Source organism: Salinimicrobium soli (assembly GCF_048323655.1).
GTDB classification, from domain to species: domain Bacteria; phylum Bacteroidota; class Bacteroidia; order Flavobacteriales; family Flavobacteriaceae; genus Salinimicrobium; species Salinimicrobium soli.
The window spans coordinates 268,897-286,601 of sequence record NZ_JBLUWW010000003.1; the positions used below are offsets into that span (position 1 = coordinate 268,897).

A 17,705-nucleotide genomic window follows, 5' to 3' on the forward strand; every position below is an offset into this window, starting at 1 on the left:
GGCTGTAGGATTTTGCATTCCGAGTAATAATTATTTCAATTCAATTTTTCAAAAAGCCTTTTTTAGGTCTGAATAACGCCCAGGTTAAAATCTTTTTCAATAGGAGCGTGGTTAGCGGCTTCGATTCCGGTGGAGATCCATTTCCTTGTGTCCAGCGGATCTATAACAGCATCGGTCCATAAATGGGCTGCGGAATAATACGCAGAAGTTTGTTTGTCATAGCGGGCCTTGATCTGATCGAAGACTTCTTTTTCCTTTTCAGCATCTACCTTTTGGCCTTTTTTCTCCATTGAAGCCGTTTCGATCTGCGCCAGTACTTTTGCGGCCTGGGTTCCTCCCATTACAGCAAGTTCGGCACTTGGCCAGGCGAAAATGAGACGTGGATCATAGGCTTTTCCGCACATGGCATAATTCCCGGCTCCGTAGGAGTTCCCGATGATAACGGTGAATTTTGGTACAACAGAATTACTTACCGCATTTACCATTTTTGCCCCGTCTTTGATGATTCCGCCGTGTTCGCTCTTACTTCCCACCATGAACCCGGTAACATCCTGCAGAAAGACAAGGGGTATTTTCTTCTGATTGCAGTTCGCTATAAAACGGGTGGCCTTGTCAGCTGAATCTGAGTAGATCACTCCGCCAAACTGCATCTCTTTCTTTTTGGTCTTAACGATCTTTCGTTGATTTGCTACAATTCCCACAGCCCAACCATCAATGCGGGCATAACCTGTAATAATGGTCTTTCCGTAGCCTTCCTTGTATTCCTGGAATTCAGAATTGTCAACCAACCTGGCTATGATCTCTTGCATGTCGTACTGCTCATTGCGCTGCTTCGGAAGGATTCCGTAGATATCCTGCGGATCTTTGGCCGGTTTCTTAGGATCTTTTCTGTTGAAACCTGCCTTGTCATAATCTCCGATCTTATCTATCAATCCGCGGATGGTATCCAGAGCATCTTTGTCATCTTTAGCTTTATAATCCGTTACCCCCGAAATCTCGCTGTGAGTGGTCGCCCCGCCAAGAGTTTCATTATCGATGGATTCGCCTATGGCAGCTTTTACAAGGTAACTTCCGGCGAGGAAAATACTTCCGGTTTTATCCACGATAAGAGCTTCATCACTCATTATTGGTAGGTATGCACCTCCCGCAACACAACTTCCCATAACGGCAGAGATCTGGGTGATCCCCATACTGCTCATGACGGCGTTATTTCTAAAGATCCTTCCGAAGTGTTCTTTATCCGGAAATATCTCATCCTGCATGGGCAGATAAACTCCGGCCGAATCTACCAGGTAGATAATCGGTAATCTATTTTCCATGGCGATCTCCTGCGCCCTCAGGTTCTTTTTGGCGGTAATAGGAAACCAGGCTCCGGCCTTTACCGTAGCGTCATTGGCTACCACGATACACTGTTTACCTGAAACCTTTCCTATTTTGACCACAACACCTCCGCTAGGGCAACCGCCGTGTTCTTTATACATTCCATCGCCGGCAAAGGCTCCAATCTCTATAGCATTTTCAGGACTGTCCAGCAGGTAATCAATTCGCTCCCTGGCAGTCATTTTTCCTTTCTTGTGTTGCTTTTCGATCCGTTTTTCGCCGCCCCCCAACTTTACTGCCTTCAGCCTTTCTTTAAGGTCTGAAACCAGTAACTTGTTGTAATCCTCATTTTTATTGAATTCAATATCCATTCTGTAGTCTAATATCTTTGGTTAGGTTTTTCTTTCTTCTGAAAAGATCCCGGTTAGCAGGATTTTCGAGGTGGTTGCTAAAATACAAAAACCCACGAACTATCTTTATTTTCAGAAAAACTTAAAAATGCGATATTTATCATAAAGGCCGTTTCATTATATGTGTATTTTAGCCGCCGAATTAGTGACAACAGCTTCAAAGTATTTTCTGTAACTTACATGGTAAACCAAATTAACGACCGAAAAATGGGAATGAACAAAAATGGAATATGTGCCTGGGCTTCTTTTTGTATGCTTTTGGTGGGAATCGCCCTGGTTTTGTTGGGGGTTCTTAAATACAAAGAATATGCGATCGGTTTTTCAACCGTGGGAATAGGCTTCTTTGTGATGTCCTGGGCTTTTAATGCGTTGAAAGGAAGGGTGTAAATCAACATCTTCTTAGCAATACAAAGGGTTGAATTTTTCAACCCTTTTTTTATGCTTTGGAATGTTCTAAATTTAAGGGAATCAAAAACTGAAAAATGAAAGAACTGAAGAAAATTGTGGCTCAACATTTAAAAGGAGGCCATGCCTTTATGCCGGTAGATGACATGCTTGAGAAAATTCCTTTCAATAAGATCGGTATCAGTCCCGTGGGACTGCCTTATTCCTTTTATGAGCTCTTTTCTCATATGCAGTTCGCTCAAAATGATATTCTGGATTACTGCCTCCGGAAAGATTATAAGGAGGCAAAATGGCCGGATGATTATTGGCCCGGCAAGGTAGCCCCGGAAAATGAGCAAGAATGGGAGCAGTTAAAAAAGGCCTTTTTTGAGGACCGTAAAGCGCTGGAAGAATTGTTGACTTCTGAAGATTCCACGCTTATAGATCCTGTTCCTTCCAACCCTCAGCACAGCCTTATGCGTGAAGTTTTGCTCGTAATTGAACACACCGCCTATCACAGCGGACAGCTGTTGATCCTGCTGAGACACCTCGGATTGCATTCTTCTTAAAAATGCCTTTTTTGGAAGATTAAAATTCTGATATTTGCACTACAAATTTTATTGCGTCTCATTTTATATTTAACTGATAATGAGGTGCTCAAAATAATATAAACACATATTATGGCAGACGATAAAAAAGTAATTTTTTCCATGTCCGGTCTTACCAAGACCTATCAGGGAGCTAACACCCCGGTCCTAAAGAATATTTATCTCAGCTTTTTCTACGGAGCCAAGATCGGTATCCTTGGATTGAATGGATCCGGAAAATCCACCTTGTTGCGCATTATTGCGGGGGAAGAGAAGAATTACCAGGGAGATGTTGTTTTTGCGCCGGGATATACAGTTGGATACCTTGAGCAGGAACCAAAATTAGACGAAGACAAGACCGTTCTGGAAGTAGTAAAAGAAGGAGCTGCAGAGACTGTGGCTATTCTGGAAGAGTACAACAAGATCAATGATATGTTTGGTCTTCCCGAAGTTTATGAAGATCCTGATAAGATGCAGAAGCTTATGGACAAGCAAGCTGAACTGCAGGACAAGATCGATGCCAGTAATGCCTGGGAACTGGACACCAAGCTGGAGATCGCAATGGATGCACTCCGCACCCCGGAATCTGACAAAAAAATAAGTGTACTTTCCGGAGGTGAAAGACGCAGGGTGGCTCTTTGTCGTCTCCTATTACAGGAGCCGGATGTATTGCTACTCGATGAGCCAACCAACCACCTCGATGCGGAATCTGTATTGTGGCTGGAGCACCATTTACAACAGTACAAAGGAACTGTGATCGCGGTTACTCACGACCGTTACTTCCTCGATAATGTTGCAGGATGGATCCTGGAATTGGACAGGGGAGAAGGTATTCCATGGAAAGGAAATTATTCCTCCTGGCTTGATCAAAAATCGAAGCGTCTTGCCCAGGAACAAAAGCAGGCCAGTAAACGTCAAAAGACCCTTGAGCGGGAGTTGGAGTGGTCACGTATGGCGCCTAAAGGACGACATGCCAAGCAAAAAGCCCGTTTGAACAACTACGATAAACTGCTTAGCCAGGATCAAAAGAAGATGGACGAACAACTGGAGATCTATATTCCAAATGGTCCACGTCTTGGTACCAATGTGATTGAAGCAAAGGGAGTAAGTAAAGCTTTTGGCGACAAATTGCTTTATGAAGATCTCAACTTTAAGCTGCCTCAAGCTGGAATTGTTGGTATAATTGGTCCTAACGGGGCTGGTAAGACCACTATTTTTAAAATGATCATGGGTGAGGAAAAACCTGATAAAGGAAGCTTTGAGGTGGGTGATACCGCTAAGATCGCTTATGTGGATCAAAGCCACTCTAATATAGATCAGGAAAAAACAATCTGGCAGAACTTCAGTGATGAGCAGGAACTTATCATGATGGGCGGCCGGCAGGTTAATTCAAGGGCTTATTTAAGCCGCTTCAATTTCAGCGGAAGTGAACAGAACAAGAAAGTGAGCATGCTTTCGGGAGGAGAAAGAAACCGACTACACCTGGCCATGACGCTGAAAGAGGAAGGAAACGTTTTACTGCTGGATGAGCCTACCAACGACCTGGATGTGAACACGCTTAGGGCTTTGGAAGAAGGTCTTGAGAACTTTGCAGGTTGTGCGGTGATCATCTCTCACGACCGTTGGTTCATGGACAGGGTTTGTACCCATATCCTTGCCTTTGAAGGAGATTCGCAAGTATATTTCTTTGAAGGAAGTTTCTCGGAATATGAAGAAAACAAGAAGAAACGTTTGGGAGGAGATATCACACCAAAAAGGATCAAATACAAGAAACTGGTTAGATAAGTTTCTCCAAGATTAAATTTTAAAAAGCTGAAGTCTCTGATTTCAGCTTTTTTATTTTAATCCTTTTCAATCCCGGTGTAGTTCTAGCTTCTGTGCCAATCTGTCCAGGATCTCTAGATCTTTTCGATTATCCAGCATATTTTCTGCATCATCTAACAGGCGCCCCGCTTCCCTTTTTAGGCATTCATAATAGTCCTCTTTTGCAGCCTTCTGGCTTTGCAGGTAAAAGAACATGGTTCCTAACTTCCGGACAACAATGATATCTTGTTTACAGTAGGTTCTTATGGATGCCAAAACATTATAAAGCAGGTCCTCAAACGTCACAGTGGTCACCTTAATGTAAACCTTATCATCTTTGGTAATGAAGCTTTCATCATTTTTAAGCATGCGCAGGCGGAAAAGTTCGGTAAGGTAATCTATGGCATTTAGTGCAGTTCCGGGATCATTGATTCCTGGAGACATGGCTTTGGCAATTACTTCAGTGATCTGTTTAAAAGCGAGAACATAATTGTTGGAAACCAGTTCTTCCCTTGAAAAATGAAAATAATTGAGCAGCGTACTTACTTCATCTTCTGTCAATTCTTTCTTTGACCTTATCAGTGGAATCCCTTCGAGCACAAACATTCCCTTGACAGGAATGACTTCAATGAGAGTTTCATTTTCCTTGCAGAAATTCAAGACAGCTTCAGTAGAAAAGTCCTGAAAATATCCGCTTTTTTCAGTGAGATATTCGTGCCAGTTCTCGGTCTCAGGGAAATGAAGTTCTTCCTTTTCTTCATTTTTTAGAAGTTTTTGCATGGTGCTTTCCGCAGAAAGAAAGATCCTGTCAAGGATATGCGTGATCTGTATGCTCTGGGAAATATTGTGGATAAAGTAGATGAAAGAGTAAAAGCAGGCTACGGTGAATAAAATTCCCAAAAGGACCGAAAAACCAGGGATCTGGTATTGGTCTCCTGTGGGTTGAATTGAAAAAAGAATAAAAATGCAGTAAAGGATACTGGAAAGATAAATCCCAAGTATTATCTGGTGTTTTTGATCAGAAATCAGACCCGGCAAAAGCCGTGGTGAATAGTTCGTTGAAGCCTGATTGAGCAACAGCATTACCATTGAAAAGCTGAACACCATCATGGAAATTAATCCGGTGATACAAACACTTAAAATGGTTAAGGCAGTATCACCATTATTGAGAACCAGCACAGGTACATTCTCTATCAAATAATGTGAGATCCCCCGTTCTTCAAGGTACATCATGATGAAGGCGAACAGCAAGCCGCAAAGTGCCAGCAGGGTGGGATAAAAGATGATCTTACTTTTTATCTGCCGGTAATAGGAATCTATTTTGGAAAAAATGACGGTCATTGGGCTGGTTCAGGTGTTCTAAAGTTAGAAAAATCAGAGAAATTTTTACAGGTAAGCAAAAGAAAACCCGCCTAAGCGGGTCTCATAAATTTTATTCAGAATCATTTGGATACCATTCGGTGAGAACAACCTCTATGTCTTCATTTCCCTTATTGACAAGTTCCTTGAATTTCTGCACATCAGATTTCCCGCCTTTTCCGCGGTAATGATATGGGTATACCTTATGCGGTGCAAAAGCAAGAACCCCTTCTGCGGCCTTCTCTACAGTCATTGTATAAGGAAGATTCATGGGAACTAAAGCGACATCGATATTCTCCAGGTTCCTCATCTCCGGAATATCTTCGGTATCACCTGCAATATAGAGTCGTTTTCCGTTCTTTTCGATCACATAACCGTTTCCTCGGCCTTTTACGTGAAAATCTTTAGCTTCCTCGCGAAGGTTATACATAGGAATAGCTTTTATCGAAAATCCGTTTTGGTCGATGGTCTCATCATTGTTCAAAACAAGGAGATTGGTTGTGAGCGAATCTGGAAGTTTTTCCTTTACCGCCTGTGGCGCAATAATAATAGTAGTACCCAGATCAAGTTCTGCAAGAGTTTGTGCATCAGTATGATCCCCGTGTATATCGGTGATCAACACCAGGTCAGGCGGGCCTTGGCCTTCGAAAGCTTTTGCACCTCCCACAGGATCAAGAAATATTGTAGTGTCATCCCAGTTGATCACGGCCGTGGCATGTGAAACAGGAGTTATTTCAGGACCGTCATCTTGGGTGGTTTGCTCCTCCATAACCGGTTCCTCTTCCAGCGCAACTTCTTCTTTTTCCTTGTTTTCAGATTTGCAACTAAAAAGAAGGGTGCTGACAAATAATAAACTCAAAAAATATCTCATAACTCATTCCATTTTGAATAAAACTACTCAAAAAGGCAGTGTTAGCCACGAGTTTAGGAGATTTTTAAGATAATTGAAGTTCCATTTTTATATCGGCCCGGTCGTATGGTAGATCTTTTTCCAGGGGGATTTCTTTAAAGCCAAATTTTTTATAGATGTAAATGGCATTTTCAAGTCGGCGGTTAGAATAAATGATGAGTTTATACCAGTTTTGGCTGCGCGCATATTCCAAAGTATGAGCCATTAGCTTTTGCCCAATCTTCTTTCCCCGAACTTCAGGGGAAACTGCCATTTTGGTAAGTTCGAAAACTCCGTCTTCCATTTTCATAAGGGCAACTGTAGCGACGATCTTCCCCTCGTCCTCTACAAAGAATATATTTCCACCGGGTTCAATAATATACTTTTCCGGATTTCCCAATACCTCTTCGTCGTGAGGCTCTACTACAAAAAAATGCCGAAGCCATTCCAGGTTTAGTTCCTTGAAATCTTCGGCGTATTGGGGCTTAAAAAGACTTATTCTCATACTTTTTTCTCTTCTTTTGCCACGGCCATTGTCCCTCAAGTTCAACTTCCAGAGAGAAACTCAAAAATGTTCGTATCAGCACGATCAGTCCGAGTATCATTACCTGATCCATAGTTGGATCTACAGTAACGGTGGCAATAATATCCCCTGCAACCAGGAACTCCAGACCCAGAAGAATAGCCTTTCCCAGGTCGTGGCGCAGAGTCGAGAAATCGCGGCCTTCGGGATGTTTGGCGAAAAGATACCTGCCCAGGGCTATAAAAGCTCCAATTACTATTGTGGCAATACCGGCCAATTCAATACCTTTTGCGATCTGTTCAATGATCTGGGAGTAACCGTCAATCATACTTCTTGTGTTTTATAAAATCGGTGATCAAATAACTGAGTGCTTTACCTGTTGGGAAACCCGGCGCCTCTATGGCCTCACAGATATGAAGATACAAACAATTCTTTTCACCGGCAGCTTTGCGCAACAACTCCCTGGCTTCTTCCAGCGTGAATCCGGAAGGAGAAACAGCACTACTTGGGAAATTTGCAATGGCATCACAGTCCAGTTCCAAACCAAATGGCTCCCGGTTCACAAAGTGAATGGCTTCTGAAAAAAGTCCGGTCCTGTCATTCAATGGCAGATCTTCGAGTAGTCTGAACGCCAGCTCTTCGGAAGTTTTAAGGTTATCAAAAATGTATTCCGGAGTGTAGTTTTGATGGAGACCATAAACATAATACCTTCCTAAAAAGCCATTTTTGAGGGCATAGCTGAAACCGTTGCCACTGTGCCTATAATCGGTCTTTCTAAGGTCGGTATGTGCATCAATGTTAAGAGCATTCACGGGTTGCTGAAGGGCTTCCGAAGCGCCGGAAAGATTTCCGTAGGCGTTGTTATGACCGCCCCCAATGATGAGCGGAATTTTTCCGGCAGCCACGATCTCCCGCACCGTATCTCTTACCACCTTGTCTATCATTGCCGTGAGATCTCCCAGCTTTTCATGGTAATTTGGATCTGAGGTTTCAATATTGGAGGCTTTGGCAAGGGCTTCCGAAGTATTTATTTCTCCCAGCAGAATAAGTTCCTCCGGATTGAGATAATGATTTTGCTGTACATTCAGGAAAGCGTACAAAAAGCTTCTCCATGCATTCGCTGTTCCCGCTTTTCCGTAATTGGCCCGTACACCTATATCTTCAGGGATCCCAAAAATGACAAATTTTGCACTGCTTTGGGAAAGCTCAGATAGATCGGAAACATATTGAATGTTTTCGCCCAGTTTGGTTTCTCCGGGTCGGGTGGAGATATAGCGATTTCCCCATTCCCTGGTGTACAGCTTTAGTGATATCATGAGACCTCTTTTCCGTTAATGAATACTTTGTCAATATGGTTCGCTCCGAAGGAGTAGGGTAAAAATCCGTAGGAGGGAATTTCAGAAGTGAGAATAAGATTGGCCGCTTTTCCTTTCGTGATGCTGCCGTGGGTGTCACTAATGCCCATAGCATAAGCAGCATTGATGGTCGCTGCGTTGATGGCTTCTTCCGGATTCATTTTCATCTTGATACAGGCCAGGGAAACCACCAGGTTCATATTCCCGCTGGGAGTGCTCCCCGGGTTGTAGTCGGTAGCAAGGGCCAGAGGTAATCCGGCATCAATAAGCTCCCGCGCCGGAGTATACGGAATGCTAAGGAAAAGGGAGCAGGAGGGAAGGGCCACCGGCATAGTTTTGGAGCCTTTGAGACTCTCAATGTCTTCTGGGGTCATCACCTCCAGGTGGTCTACGGAAAGGGCTTCGTGTTCCACCCCGGCTTGAATGCCGCCAATGGAGTTGAACTGGTTCACGTGTATCTTCGGAATTAATCCATGTTCTTTTCCTGCGGAAAGGATCCGGTGGGTATCTTCAACCGTGAAATAGCCTTTTTCGCAAAAGATATCAACGTACTCTGCCAGCTTTTCTTCTGCTATCTTTGGCATCATTTCCTCTGTAAGCAGGTTTAGATAAGCCTCTTTATTATCCTTGAATTCCTTCGGAATGGCATGAGCACCCAGAAAGGTTGCTTTTATGGGAAGATCATAGTTTTCCTTTAATTTTTTGATCACCCTCAGCATTTTCAATTCAGCTTCAGTAGTGAGTCCGTAACCAGATTTGATCTCAATGGCCGTGGTTCCCATATTGATCACTTCCTCCAACCGCTGGGCGGTTTGCCGGTAAAGCTCCTCTTCAGAAGTTTCCTGAAGTTTCTTAGCCGAATTTAGAATACCTCCTCCTTTATTGGCGATCTCCTCATAGGTAAGTCCATTGATGCGGTCTATGAATTCCTGTTCCCTGTTTCCCGCATAGACCAGGTGAGTGTGCGAATCAACCCAACCGGGCATGAGGAATTTTCCGGAAGCATCTACTTCAGTAGTGTCTTCAAAAGCAGGAAGATTTTCCATTTTTCCGAAGTCGGCAATCTTGCCATCTTTTACAAGAAGCCATGCATTTTCTATTACCGGCAGATCTTTCATTTCGCTGCCACTCACCAGGCGGGTTTCCTGGTCCCGTACCTGCAGCAGCTGCTTTATATTCTTGAATAGTAGGTTCATGACGTAAAGATAAAAAAGTGCCATGAAAAAGGGCATCTTCCGGCCAAAAGCTTGTATAGCTGCGTCCGCTGCTTTTCATTATTTCTTTTTACCTTAGTGAAGATTTTCAAAACCCTTAATTTCACCACCTCGATGATAAAAAAAGAACAGGGAATCAACACCCTTTGCACGCACGCCGGAGAACTGGAAGATAAAGAATATAAAGGAGCAGTTTCGCCCCTGTACATGGCTACTTCCTATGCTTTTGAAGATGTGGAGGTAAAGCGCTATCCGCGGTATTTTAATACCCCGAACCAAAAAGCCCTGGCCAAAAAATTGGCAATGCTGGAACACGGCGAAGACGCTTTGATCTTTGGTAGCGGAATGGCTGCCGTGAGCACATCCTTAATGGCTTTTGTACAGAAAGGCGATCATGTGGTTTTTCAAAAGACTTTGTATGGCGGCACCAGTAATCTGATCGTGGAGGAATTCGGAAAGTTTGGAATAGAATACAGCTTTACGGAAGATAATTCTTTGGAAAGTTTTGAAAGGGAAATTCGGGAAAATACGAAGGTTATTTATATAGAAACGCCTTCAAATCCATTACTTACAATAACTGATGTAGAAGGAATAGCCGGGCTTGCAAAGAAAAAGCAACTGGTGAGTATGATAGATAACACCTTTGCTTCGCCGGTCAATCAAAACCCGATCGATCTTGGTATTGACATAGTGATACATTCAGCTACCAAATACATGGGCGGGCACAGTGATATTCTTGCCGGGGCGGTGATCGGTTCTAATGAACATATCAACCAGATTTTTCAAATGGCCAAGAACTTTGGTGGCAGCCTGAGCGATTACACGGTGTGGTTACTGGAGCGCAGTATCAAAACTATGGGGATACGGGTAAAGGCCCAGAATGAGAACGCTCAAAAAGTGGCAGAATTCCTTGAGTCCCAGGAGAGCGTGTCAAAAGTATATTACCCCGGACTGCCTTCGCATCCGGACCATGAGCTGGCAAAAAAACAAATGAAAGGCTTTGGCGGAATGCTCTCCTTCGAATTAAAAGATATGGACTCTTCGACCTTTATGAAGGAGCTGAAGCTTATTAAACCATCTATGAGTCTCGCCGGAGTGGAATCTACTATTCTGTCGCCAACTAAAACCTCTCACGCGCTGCTGACTGCGGAGGAACGTGAAGAGCAGGGAATAAAAGATGGCTTAATGCGCTTTTCTGTTGGAATAGAAGAAGCTGAAGATATAATTGCAGACCTGCAGCAGGCTTTGGAGGAAACGAAAAAGGATATGCTGGATATCAGGATCTAAAGAAAGAAAAATAGTTAGATGAAATTAGACATATTGGCCATTGGGGCCCATCCGGATGATGTGGAACTCAGTTGTTCCGCAACCTTGGCAAAAGAAATTTCAAGAGGTAAAAAAGTAGGGATCCTGGACCTTACCCGGGGAGAGCTCGGTACCCGTGGTACGGCAGAGATCCGGGATCAGGAAGCGCAGGAAGCTGCAAAAATTCTGGGAGTAGCTGTTCGCAAGAATTTGGAATTTAGTGACGGTTTTTTCGTCAACAATGTTGCCCACCAATTAGAGATCATTAAGGTCATTAGGAAATTTCGACCGGAGATCGTTTTATGTAACGCCATTGAAGATCGTCATATCGACCACGGAAAAGGAGCACAATTGGTAGCCGATTCCTGTTTTTTAAGTGGTTTGCGAAAGATAGAAACCATCAGTAAGGGAAATGTACAGGCTGCTTGGCGCCCAAAGCATGTTTTCCATTATATCCAATGGAAGAATCTTACTCCCGATGTAGTGGTGGATGTGACCGGATTTATGGATCAAAAACTGGCATCTGTTAAAGCATACAGATCGCAGTTTTATGACGAAAATAATAAAGAACCGGAAACTCCTATTTCGAGCAGTAATTTTCTGGATAGTATTACCTACAGAGCCAAAGACTTAGGTAGATTGATAGGGGTTGATTATGCCGAAGGATACACTGTGAACCGTCATGTGGCGGTGGATTCGCTGTTCGATCTCAAGTAAAAAATTACTTTTTTTTCTTTTGTAGAAGAAAGGAATTATACTACATTTGCATCCGATTAAAATGGTGGTTGTAGCTCAGCTGGTTAGAGCGCTGGATTGTGGTTCCAGAGGTCGCCGGTTCGAACCCGGTCTTCCACCCAAAAAGCTTCTCAGAAATGAGGAGCTTTTTTTGTTTCTGAAATTTCTTCTTCACGGATAAATAGGGTGAGAAGTCTGTCATTAGTCCCCAGAATTCGGGATTGAAGCGAAACTGCCTGCGGCAGGCAGGCCCGGTCTTCCACCCAAAAAGCTTCTCAGAAATGAGGAGCTTTTTTTGTTTCTGAAGTTTCTTCTTCACAGATAAATAGGGTGAGAAGTCTGTCATGAGTCCCCAGAATTGGGGATTGAAGCGAACCTGCCTACGGCAAGCAGGCCCGGTCTTCCACCCAAAAAGCTTCTCAGAAATGAGGAGCTGTTTTTGTTTTAAGGTCTTGCATCTGATTAATTTAAATGGAGTCTAAAAAAAGACCTTCCGAAGCTAGTTCGAAAGGTCCTTCTAAAATGTCATTTTTTGGTGCTTATTCTGCAGAAGCCTGTCGTGAGTCCCGAGAATTCAGGATCGAAGGGAACCAGAAAAAAAAGCCTCCTGAAATTAGATCAGGAGGCCTTTATAATTTTTGAGAACAAACACTTTTTATCTTGTGCTGGCCTGGTCTGAAGTGGGCTTATCTACAAATGGGCGGCTTTCGCGGTTTGCGATTTCCCAGGCTGTAAGGAAGACCAGTTTTGCCCTTTTTGCCAATAATTCGTAATTGATCTTGTCTGGTGTATCAGTCGGTCTGTGATAATCTTCGTGTACCCCGTTAAAATAAAAGATGATAGGAATGTCATTTTTAGCGAAGTTGTAATGGTCACTTCTGTAGTAAAAGCGGTTTGGATCATTCTCATCATTGTAAGTATAATCCAGCTCAAGGTTTGTGTATTTGTTATTCACTTCCTCGCTAAGCTCATGTAGTTCTGTGCTTAATTTATCACTTCCTATAAGGTATACGTAATCTCCTGCGTCTTCTTTTCCTTCCCCAATTCTCCCAATCATATCAATATTGAGGTTTGCCACGGTCTGTGCAAGAGGGAAGATAGGATGATCTGTATACCATTTTGAACCGATTAAACCTTTCTCTTCACCTGTGACGTTCAGGAAAAGAATGGTACGTTTTGGGTGATATCCATCTTCAATAGCCTTTTTAAAAGCTTCGGCTATCTCCAAAATAGAAACGGTCCCCGAACCGTCATCATCGGCACCATTGTAAATATTTCCCTCATCGTCCATACCAACGTGATCGTAATGAGAAGAGATCACAAGCACCTCTTCGGGCAGGCTGCTTCCTTTAATAAAAGCAACAACATTTTCAGTATCTTTTACATTTCCGCGGGAAAAAGCGCTCGATGGCACTTCCTGGAAATAATCATCTTCTCCAAGAGGAGTAGGTATATCAAGAGCTTTATATTCTTTTTTCAAATATTCGGCAGCAAGTTTCTGTCCCGGCTCACCGGTCTCACGGCCCTGGAACTCATCACTTGCAAAGGTGTAGAGATGGGTCTTTAATTCTGAAGGAGTAATGGTGTTGGCATACTCCATCACGTTTGCATCTTCAATATTTTTTGGCTGCTGGGCTTTACAGGCGACCAGGCTTACAGCCAAAGTTAACATCACAATTTTTTTCATAGATCAAATTTAGTTTAGGATGAGGCAAGATAGAAGATTTCCATAAATCTGTGAAAAATGAGGTAAGAAAACCGGAAAATTGGCACTTAAATTTTTTAGGGAAACGTGATATGTACTTCAAAATGTCGTATTTTTAGGTATCAGCTTATTAAATACGCCGAGATATGAAAAAAGATGTTCCTGTATCCGAGATCATGACTAAAAATATCGTGCGGTTGAAACTAACCGATGAGTTGTCAACTGCAGAGTCACTTTTCAAGAAGAACCACATCAGGCACCTTCCTGTAGTTGATAAGGATCATATTGTAGGGATCGTCAGCTATAATGATCTGCTGCGTATTTCTTTTGCTGATGCTGTAGATGTGGACGGTGGGGATATTGAGACCACTGTTTATGACATGTTCACTATTGAACAGGTGATGACAAAAAAAGTGGTAAGTGTCAACTCTTCCACAAGCGTTGCAGAGGTCGCCGAACTTTTCCTGAAGCACGAATTTCATGCCTTACCTGTGGTCGATGACGATTGTCTGGTGGGAATAGTGACTACTACAGACGTTATTCGCTTCTTCCTGGAACGGGAATAACTATCCGGAATTTGTTTTCCTGCTTTCACTTTTAGCTTTTCTTTTATGCCTGAGTTTCTGTAGGTTATTTTTATTTCCTGCTGCGGCTTTATAATCCCTTTACAAACTTTATCTTTTTTTTAATACTGAAAATCAATAACTTCAACAAAACACGCCCTCCAAAAATGACCTTTTTGGAAGGTTTTATAAGGAAGCTATGGATAAACTCTGGTATAAAAATGCGGTGATCTACTCACTGGACGTAGAAAGTTTTATGGATTCGAATGGCGATGGGATCGGTGATCTTAAAGGTCTGCGTCACCGATTGAATTACCTGGCAAGTCTTGGAATTAACTGTATCTGGCTATTGCCTTTTTATAAAACCCCTAACCGGGACAACGGCTATGATATCATGGATTATTACCAGATAGATCCCCGGCTGGGGGATCTCGGTCATTTTGCAGAGCTCATGGACGCAGCCGAGGAGGCTGGAATACGGGTTCTCCTGGACCTGGTGGTCAATCATACTTCAAATGAACATCACTGGTTCAAGGAGGCCAGGAAAAATAAAGATTCTAAATATCGAGACTACTACATTTGGTGTGACGAGAAACCTGAGAGTGACGGGGAATACGCAATCTTCGGAAAAGCCCAGGGCGGTTCCACCTGGAAATATGATGATGTTGCCGGGGCTTATTATTACCACACTTTCTATGAATTTCAGCCTGACCTTAATATTTCCAATCCTGCAGTTCAGGAAGAGATCATGCGGATCATGCATTTTTGGTTAAAAATGGGGATTTCGGGTTTCCGCATGGATGCGGCTCCGCATATGATCCGGGAGAAAGGTAACGAAAGCTTTGAAGGCGATCCGCACGATGTGCTGCGAAGACTACGGGCTTTTGTGGAAGGCCAAAAGAAGGATGCTATTTTATTGGCTGAAGTAGATGTGGAACCTGAGCGTTATGAAGAATTCTTCGGAAATGGAGACCAAATGCACATGCTCTTTAATTTTTATGTGAACAACTATATTTTTCTGGCACTCGCCCGAAAAAGTGCAACACCAATTATAGATGCTTTAAAGACTCTTCCGAAGTTTTCCGAAAATGAACAACTGGCAAATTTTCTGCGGAACCATGACGAACTCGACCTGGAACGGCTTACAGATGAAGAGAGACAGGAAGTCTATGAAGCTTTTGCACCAGATGAGGATATGAGGATCTACGGGCGCGGAATTCGGCGCAGGTTGGCCTCTATGCTAAACAATGACCGGGCCCGACTGGAACTTGCGTACAGCCTTTTATTGACCTTGCCGGGTTCTCCGGTGCTAAGATACGGGCAGGAAATAGGAATGGGGGAGGACCTGTCTCAGGAGGGGCGAAAAAGTGTACGCACTTTAATGCAATGGTCTGCCGGTAGCAACGGAGGCTTTTCCAAAGCACCAAAAGATAAACTGGTTAAAAAGATAATCGTTGAGGGGCCATACGGATATAAAGCACATAATGTCAATGATCAACATCGCGACCCCAACTCATTTTTGAACTGGATGATACGGGCCATCAATTTGCGCAAAGAATCACCGGAATACGGGTGGGGAGATTTTCAGGTTCTGGAGACGAATAATTCAAAGGTCCTTGCAGGTTACAGAACTTCTAACAAAGGAATAGGAATAGCCATACATAATTTTTCAGACCAGGAACAAACTGTGAAGCTGGAATTGGATGAACCCGAAAATTTCACTGAGATCTTCGGAGATAAAAAATATAATGACTTTGACCCTGCCTCTCAGGAGATCAAATTGTCGCCTTATGGATATCGTTGGTTCCGAAAACGTAAGTTTATGATGTAAAAATTTATTTTCTCTCTCCTTTCGAAATGGATAATTATAGCAATTAACGTTAATTGACTGAATTATTATAGCATTAATAGCTATTCTTTCCGTAATTTTTGCATTTTTTTAAAATTATTTAACTGGGAATAGAAGTCTCAGCTGCTGCTTTTTTGGTAATTTACTGTTATGAGAACAAAACTATTTTTTTTGGTCCTCCTGATCTTTATGGCCTGTAAGGTGCCACAAGATCCGGAGCATTCATATTTAGAGGCACAAGAGGACAAACTTCTGGTCGGGGTAGTAGACAATCCTCCTTTTGCAAGTACGGCCGATGGAACAGTAAGCGGTTCTGAAATTGAAAAACTTCGGGATTTCGCCAGACATGAAAACCTGCAGATCGAGTTTATCAAAGGCAACGAAAGCGAACTTATAGAGAAACTGGAAAAATTTGAGATCCATGTTGTCACCGGCGGGTTCACAAAAAAGACCATCTGGAAGAAAAAAGCCGGACTTACCACAGCCTACGATAAAAAACATGTCTTCCTTATTCCGAAGGGTGAGAACCTTCTGCTCGAACACCTGGAAGATTACATTTTTCAAAATAAAAAGTAATGGAAAGTATCAAACATTTTTCGCTGCCCCAGCATCTACAACAGAAGTTGCATCAGGCAAAAAAACTTGAATGGATCACATTTTTCTACCTCTTGTCAGTAATCGTTATAATGTACCTCACCCTGGGATCTTCACAGGCGATGAAATCTGCGTGGTTGGAAGACCTGCTCAGCCTGGTTCCTTCGGTAGCTTTTCTAATTTCCACTAAGATCAACGATAAATCTGCGAACCAGGAATTTCCCTACGGCTATCACCGGGTATTCTCCATTTCCTTCCTGGCGGGAGCCGTGGCGTTATTAGGAATGGGGCTGTTTCTTGTCTATGATTCCTCCATGTCACTCATCAAAGCGGAACATCCTACTATAGGCTCAAAAGTAATCTTTGGACAGCAGGTCTGGATGGGATGGGTAATGATGATAGCCCTACTCTACAGTTCTATACCCGCAATGATCCTGGGCTTCAAAAAATTGCCTCTCTCTGAAGAATTACACAACAAGGTGCTGTATACTGATGCCAGTGCTCAAAAAGCCGATTATATGACAGCCTTTGCAGCCATACTGGGAATTGGTTTGGTAGGAATTGGCCTTTGGTGGGCAGATTCAGTAGCGGCCTTATTCATCTCCTTCTCTGTTCTAAAAGACGGAATTACCAGGGTGAAAACAGCGGCCTTAGATCTTATGGACCGGTATCCCAAAAATGTCAAAAATGACAGTGAAGATGAACTTATTGGAGAGATCGCCAGAAATGTGCGCTCCTGGCCCTGGGTGCAGGATGCAAAAGTAAGGTTCAGAGAATCAGGACAGGTTTACTTTGGCCAGATCGCAGTAGTTCCCAAGGGAGACATAAAATTAAAGGACATTGAGGCAGGCTACGAAACAGTGAAAAAGATACATTGGAAGATCTATGATTTTACGATAGACCCGGTAAGTGAGCTGCCGTAATGGTAAAAAAAAGTGAGAAATGTAAAATAGGGGAAACATTTCTCACTTTCAAGTGCCTGATTAAAGGCGTATGCTTTGCATGAAAGTAGGAATTTTTCTTACAACTTCTGCCGCACCTCCCGTTTTTAACCGGTTTTTAACAAGAAAAGAAAGGGACCGGGAAATAGACTGAATTAATGCTGAAGAA

General features: G+C 43.0%; 17 protein-coding genes and 1 tRNA gene. 10 read left to right on the plus strand and 8 right to left on the minus strand.

From position 1 onward, the window contains the following. Positions 1 to 62: 62 nt before the first annotated feature. Positions 63 to 1,691, minus strand: a complete 1,629-nt coding sequence (locus tag ACNORC_RS10710) for an acyl-CoA carboxylase subunit beta (protein WP_418335634.1) — start codon at positions 1,689 to 1,691, stop codon at positions 63 to 65. 252 nt (positions 1,692 to 1,943) lie between these two features. On the opposite strand from ACNORC_RS10710, the gene ACNORC_RS10715 reads away from it, so the two are divergent. From ACNORC_RS10715 to ettA, 3 genes are all read left to right on the plus strand, one after another. After that, entirely contained in the window at positions 1,944 to 2,117 is a 174-nt protein-coding gene (locus ACNORC_RS10715; RefSeq protein ID WP_418335635.1) for a CAL67264 family membrane protein, read from the plus strand. A 95-nt stretch (positions 2,118 to 2,212) separates the two neighbouring features. After that, positions 2,213 to 2,683: a DinB family protein gene (locus tag ACNORC_RS10720; protein WP_418335636.1), complete on the plus strand. Its 471-nt coding sequence runs from the start codon at positions 2,213 to 2,215 to the stop codon at positions 2,681 to 2,683. A gap of 111 nt (positions 2,684 to 2,794) precedes the next feature. Continuing rightward, on the plus strand, positions 2,795 to 4,486 hold the full coding sequence (gene ettA, locus ACNORC_RS10725; protein ID WP_418335637.1) for an energy-dependent translational throttle protein EttA: 1,692 nt from the start codon (positions 2,795 to 2,797) through the stop codon (positions 4,484 to 4,486). Between the two features lie 66 nt (positions 4,487 to 4,552). Here ettA and ACNORC_RS10730 read toward each other — a convergent pair whose 3' ends face one another. The 6 genes from ACNORC_RS10730 to hutI all read right to left on the minus strand — a co-directional run bounded on the left by ACNORC_RS10730 (position 4,553) and on the right by hutI (position 9,826). Next, positions 4,553 to 5,845 carry a DUF2254 domain-containing protein gene (locus ACNORC_RS10730; RefSeq protein WP_418335638.1) on the minus strand — a complete coding sequence of 431 codons (1,293 nt, stop codon included), beginning with the start codon at positions 5,843 to 5,845 and terminating at the stop codon, positions 4,553 to 4,555. A 91-nt stretch (positions 5,846 to 5,936) separates the two neighbouring features. Beyond that, the gene (locus ACNORC_RS10735) at positions 5,937 to 6,734 is read right to left on the minus strand and encodes an MBL fold metallo-hydrolase (RefSeq protein WP_418335639.1); all 798 of its coding nucleotides are present in this window, start codon (positions 6,732 to 6,734) and stop codon (positions 5,937 to 5,939) included. Positions 6,735 to 6,798: 64 nt separating this feature from the next. Further along, positions 6,799 to 7,257 carry a GNAT family N-acetyltransferase gene (locus ACNORC_RS10740; protein ID WP_418335640.1) on the minus strand — a complete coding sequence of 153 codons (459 nt, stop codon included), beginning with the start codon at positions 7,255 to 7,257 and terminating at the stop codon, positions 6,799 to 6,801. Beyond that, positions 7,238 to 7,603: a DUF1622 domain-containing protein gene (locus tag ACNORC_RS10745; protein WP_418335641.1), complete on the minus strand. Its 366-nt coding sequence runs from the start codon at positions 7,601 to 7,603 to the stop codon at positions 7,238 to 7,240. Before ACNORC_RS10745 ends, ACNORC_RS10740 begins: the two co-directional genes overlap by 20 nt. Further along, a complete protein-coding gene (locus tag ACNORC_RS10750; protein WP_418335642.1) occupies positions 7,596 to 8,591 on the minus strand; it encodes a formimidoylglutamase in 996 nt (331 codons plus the stop codon). The genes ACNORC_RS10745 and ACNORC_RS10750 overlap by 8 nt, the downstream gene beginning before the upstream one ends. Beyond that, positions 8,588 to 9,826 (minus strand): imidazolonepropionase, encoded by a 1,239-nt coding sequence (gene hutI / locus ACNORC_RS10755; RefSeq protein WP_418335643.1) that lies wholly within the window; start codon positions 9,824 to 9,826, stop codon positions 8,588 to 8,590. The genes ACNORC_RS10750 and hutI overlap by 4 nt, the downstream gene beginning before the upstream one ends. A gap of 132 nt (positions 9,827 to 9,958) precedes the next feature. On the opposite strand from hutI, the gene ACNORC_RS10760 reads away from it, so the two are divergent. The 3 genes from ACNORC_RS10760 to ACNORC_RS10770 all read left to right on the plus strand — a co-directional run bounded on the left by ACNORC_RS10760 (position 9,959) and on the right by ACNORC_RS10770 (position 12,005). Beyond that, the gene (locus ACNORC_RS10760) at positions 9,959 to 11,131 is read left to right on the plus strand and encodes a trans-sulfuration enzyme family protein (protein ID WP_418335644.1); all 1,173 of its coding nucleotides are present in this window, start codon (positions 9,959 to 9,961) and stop codon (positions 11,129 to 11,131) included. Between the two features lie 18 nt (positions 11,132 to 11,149). Then, positions 11,150 to 11,866, plus strand: coding sequence for a bacillithiol biosynthesis deacetylase BshB1 (gene bshB1 / locus ACNORC_RS10765; RefSeq protein ID WP_418335645.1), 717 nt, complete (start codon positions 11,150 to 11,152; stop codon positions 11,864 to 11,866). 63 nt (positions 11,867 to 11,929) lie between these two features. Then, positions 11,930 to 12,005: transfer RNA gene (locus ACNORC_RS10770), tRNA-His, on the plus strand. A 534-nt stretch (positions 12,006 to 12,539) separates the two neighbouring features. On the opposite strand, the gene ACNORC_RS10775 is transcribed toward ACNORC_RS10770, so the two are convergent. Then, positions 12,540 to 13,571 (minus strand): M28 family metallopeptidase, encoded by a 1,032-nt coding sequence (locus ACNORC_RS10775; protein ID WP_418335646.1) that lies wholly within the window; start codon positions 13,569 to 13,571, stop codon positions 12,540 to 12,542. 164 nt (positions 13,572 to 13,735) lie between these two features. Between ACNORC_RS10775 and ACNORC_RS10780 the strand changes: the two genes are divergently transcribed. The 4 genes from ACNORC_RS10780 to ACNORC_RS10795 all read left to right on the plus strand — a co-directional run bounded on the left by ACNORC_RS10780 (position 13,736) and on the right by ACNORC_RS10795 (position 17,518). Continuing rightward, positions 13,736 to 14,155 (plus strand): CBS domain-containing protein, encoded by a 420-nt coding sequence (locus ACNORC_RS10780; RefSeq protein ID WP_418335647.1) that lies wholly within the window; start codon positions 13,736 to 13,738, stop codon positions 14,153 to 14,155. Between the two features lie 196 nt (positions 14,156 to 14,351). Then, entirely contained in the window at positions 14,352 to 15,983 is a 1,632-nt protein-coding gene (locus ACNORC_RS10785; protein WP_418335648.1) for an alpha-amylase family protein, read from the plus strand. Between the two features lie 168 nt (positions 15,984 to 16,151). After that, positions 16,152 to 16,577, plus strand: a complete 426-nt coding sequence (locus ACNORC_RS10790; RefSeq protein WP_386779659.1) for a transporter substrate-binding domain-containing protein — start codon at positions 16,152 to 16,154, stop codon at positions 16,575 to 16,577. Further along, the gene (locus ACNORC_RS10795) at positions 16,577 to 17,518 is read left to right on the plus strand and encodes a cation diffusion facilitator family transporter (RefSeq protein WP_418335650.1); all 942 of its coding nucleotides are present in this window, start codon (positions 16,577 to 16,579) and stop codon (positions 17,516 to 17,518) included. Before ACNORC_RS10790 ends, ACNORC_RS10795 begins: the two co-directional genes overlap by 1 nt. The last annotated feature ends 187 nt before the right edge of the window (positions 17,519 to 17,705 follow it).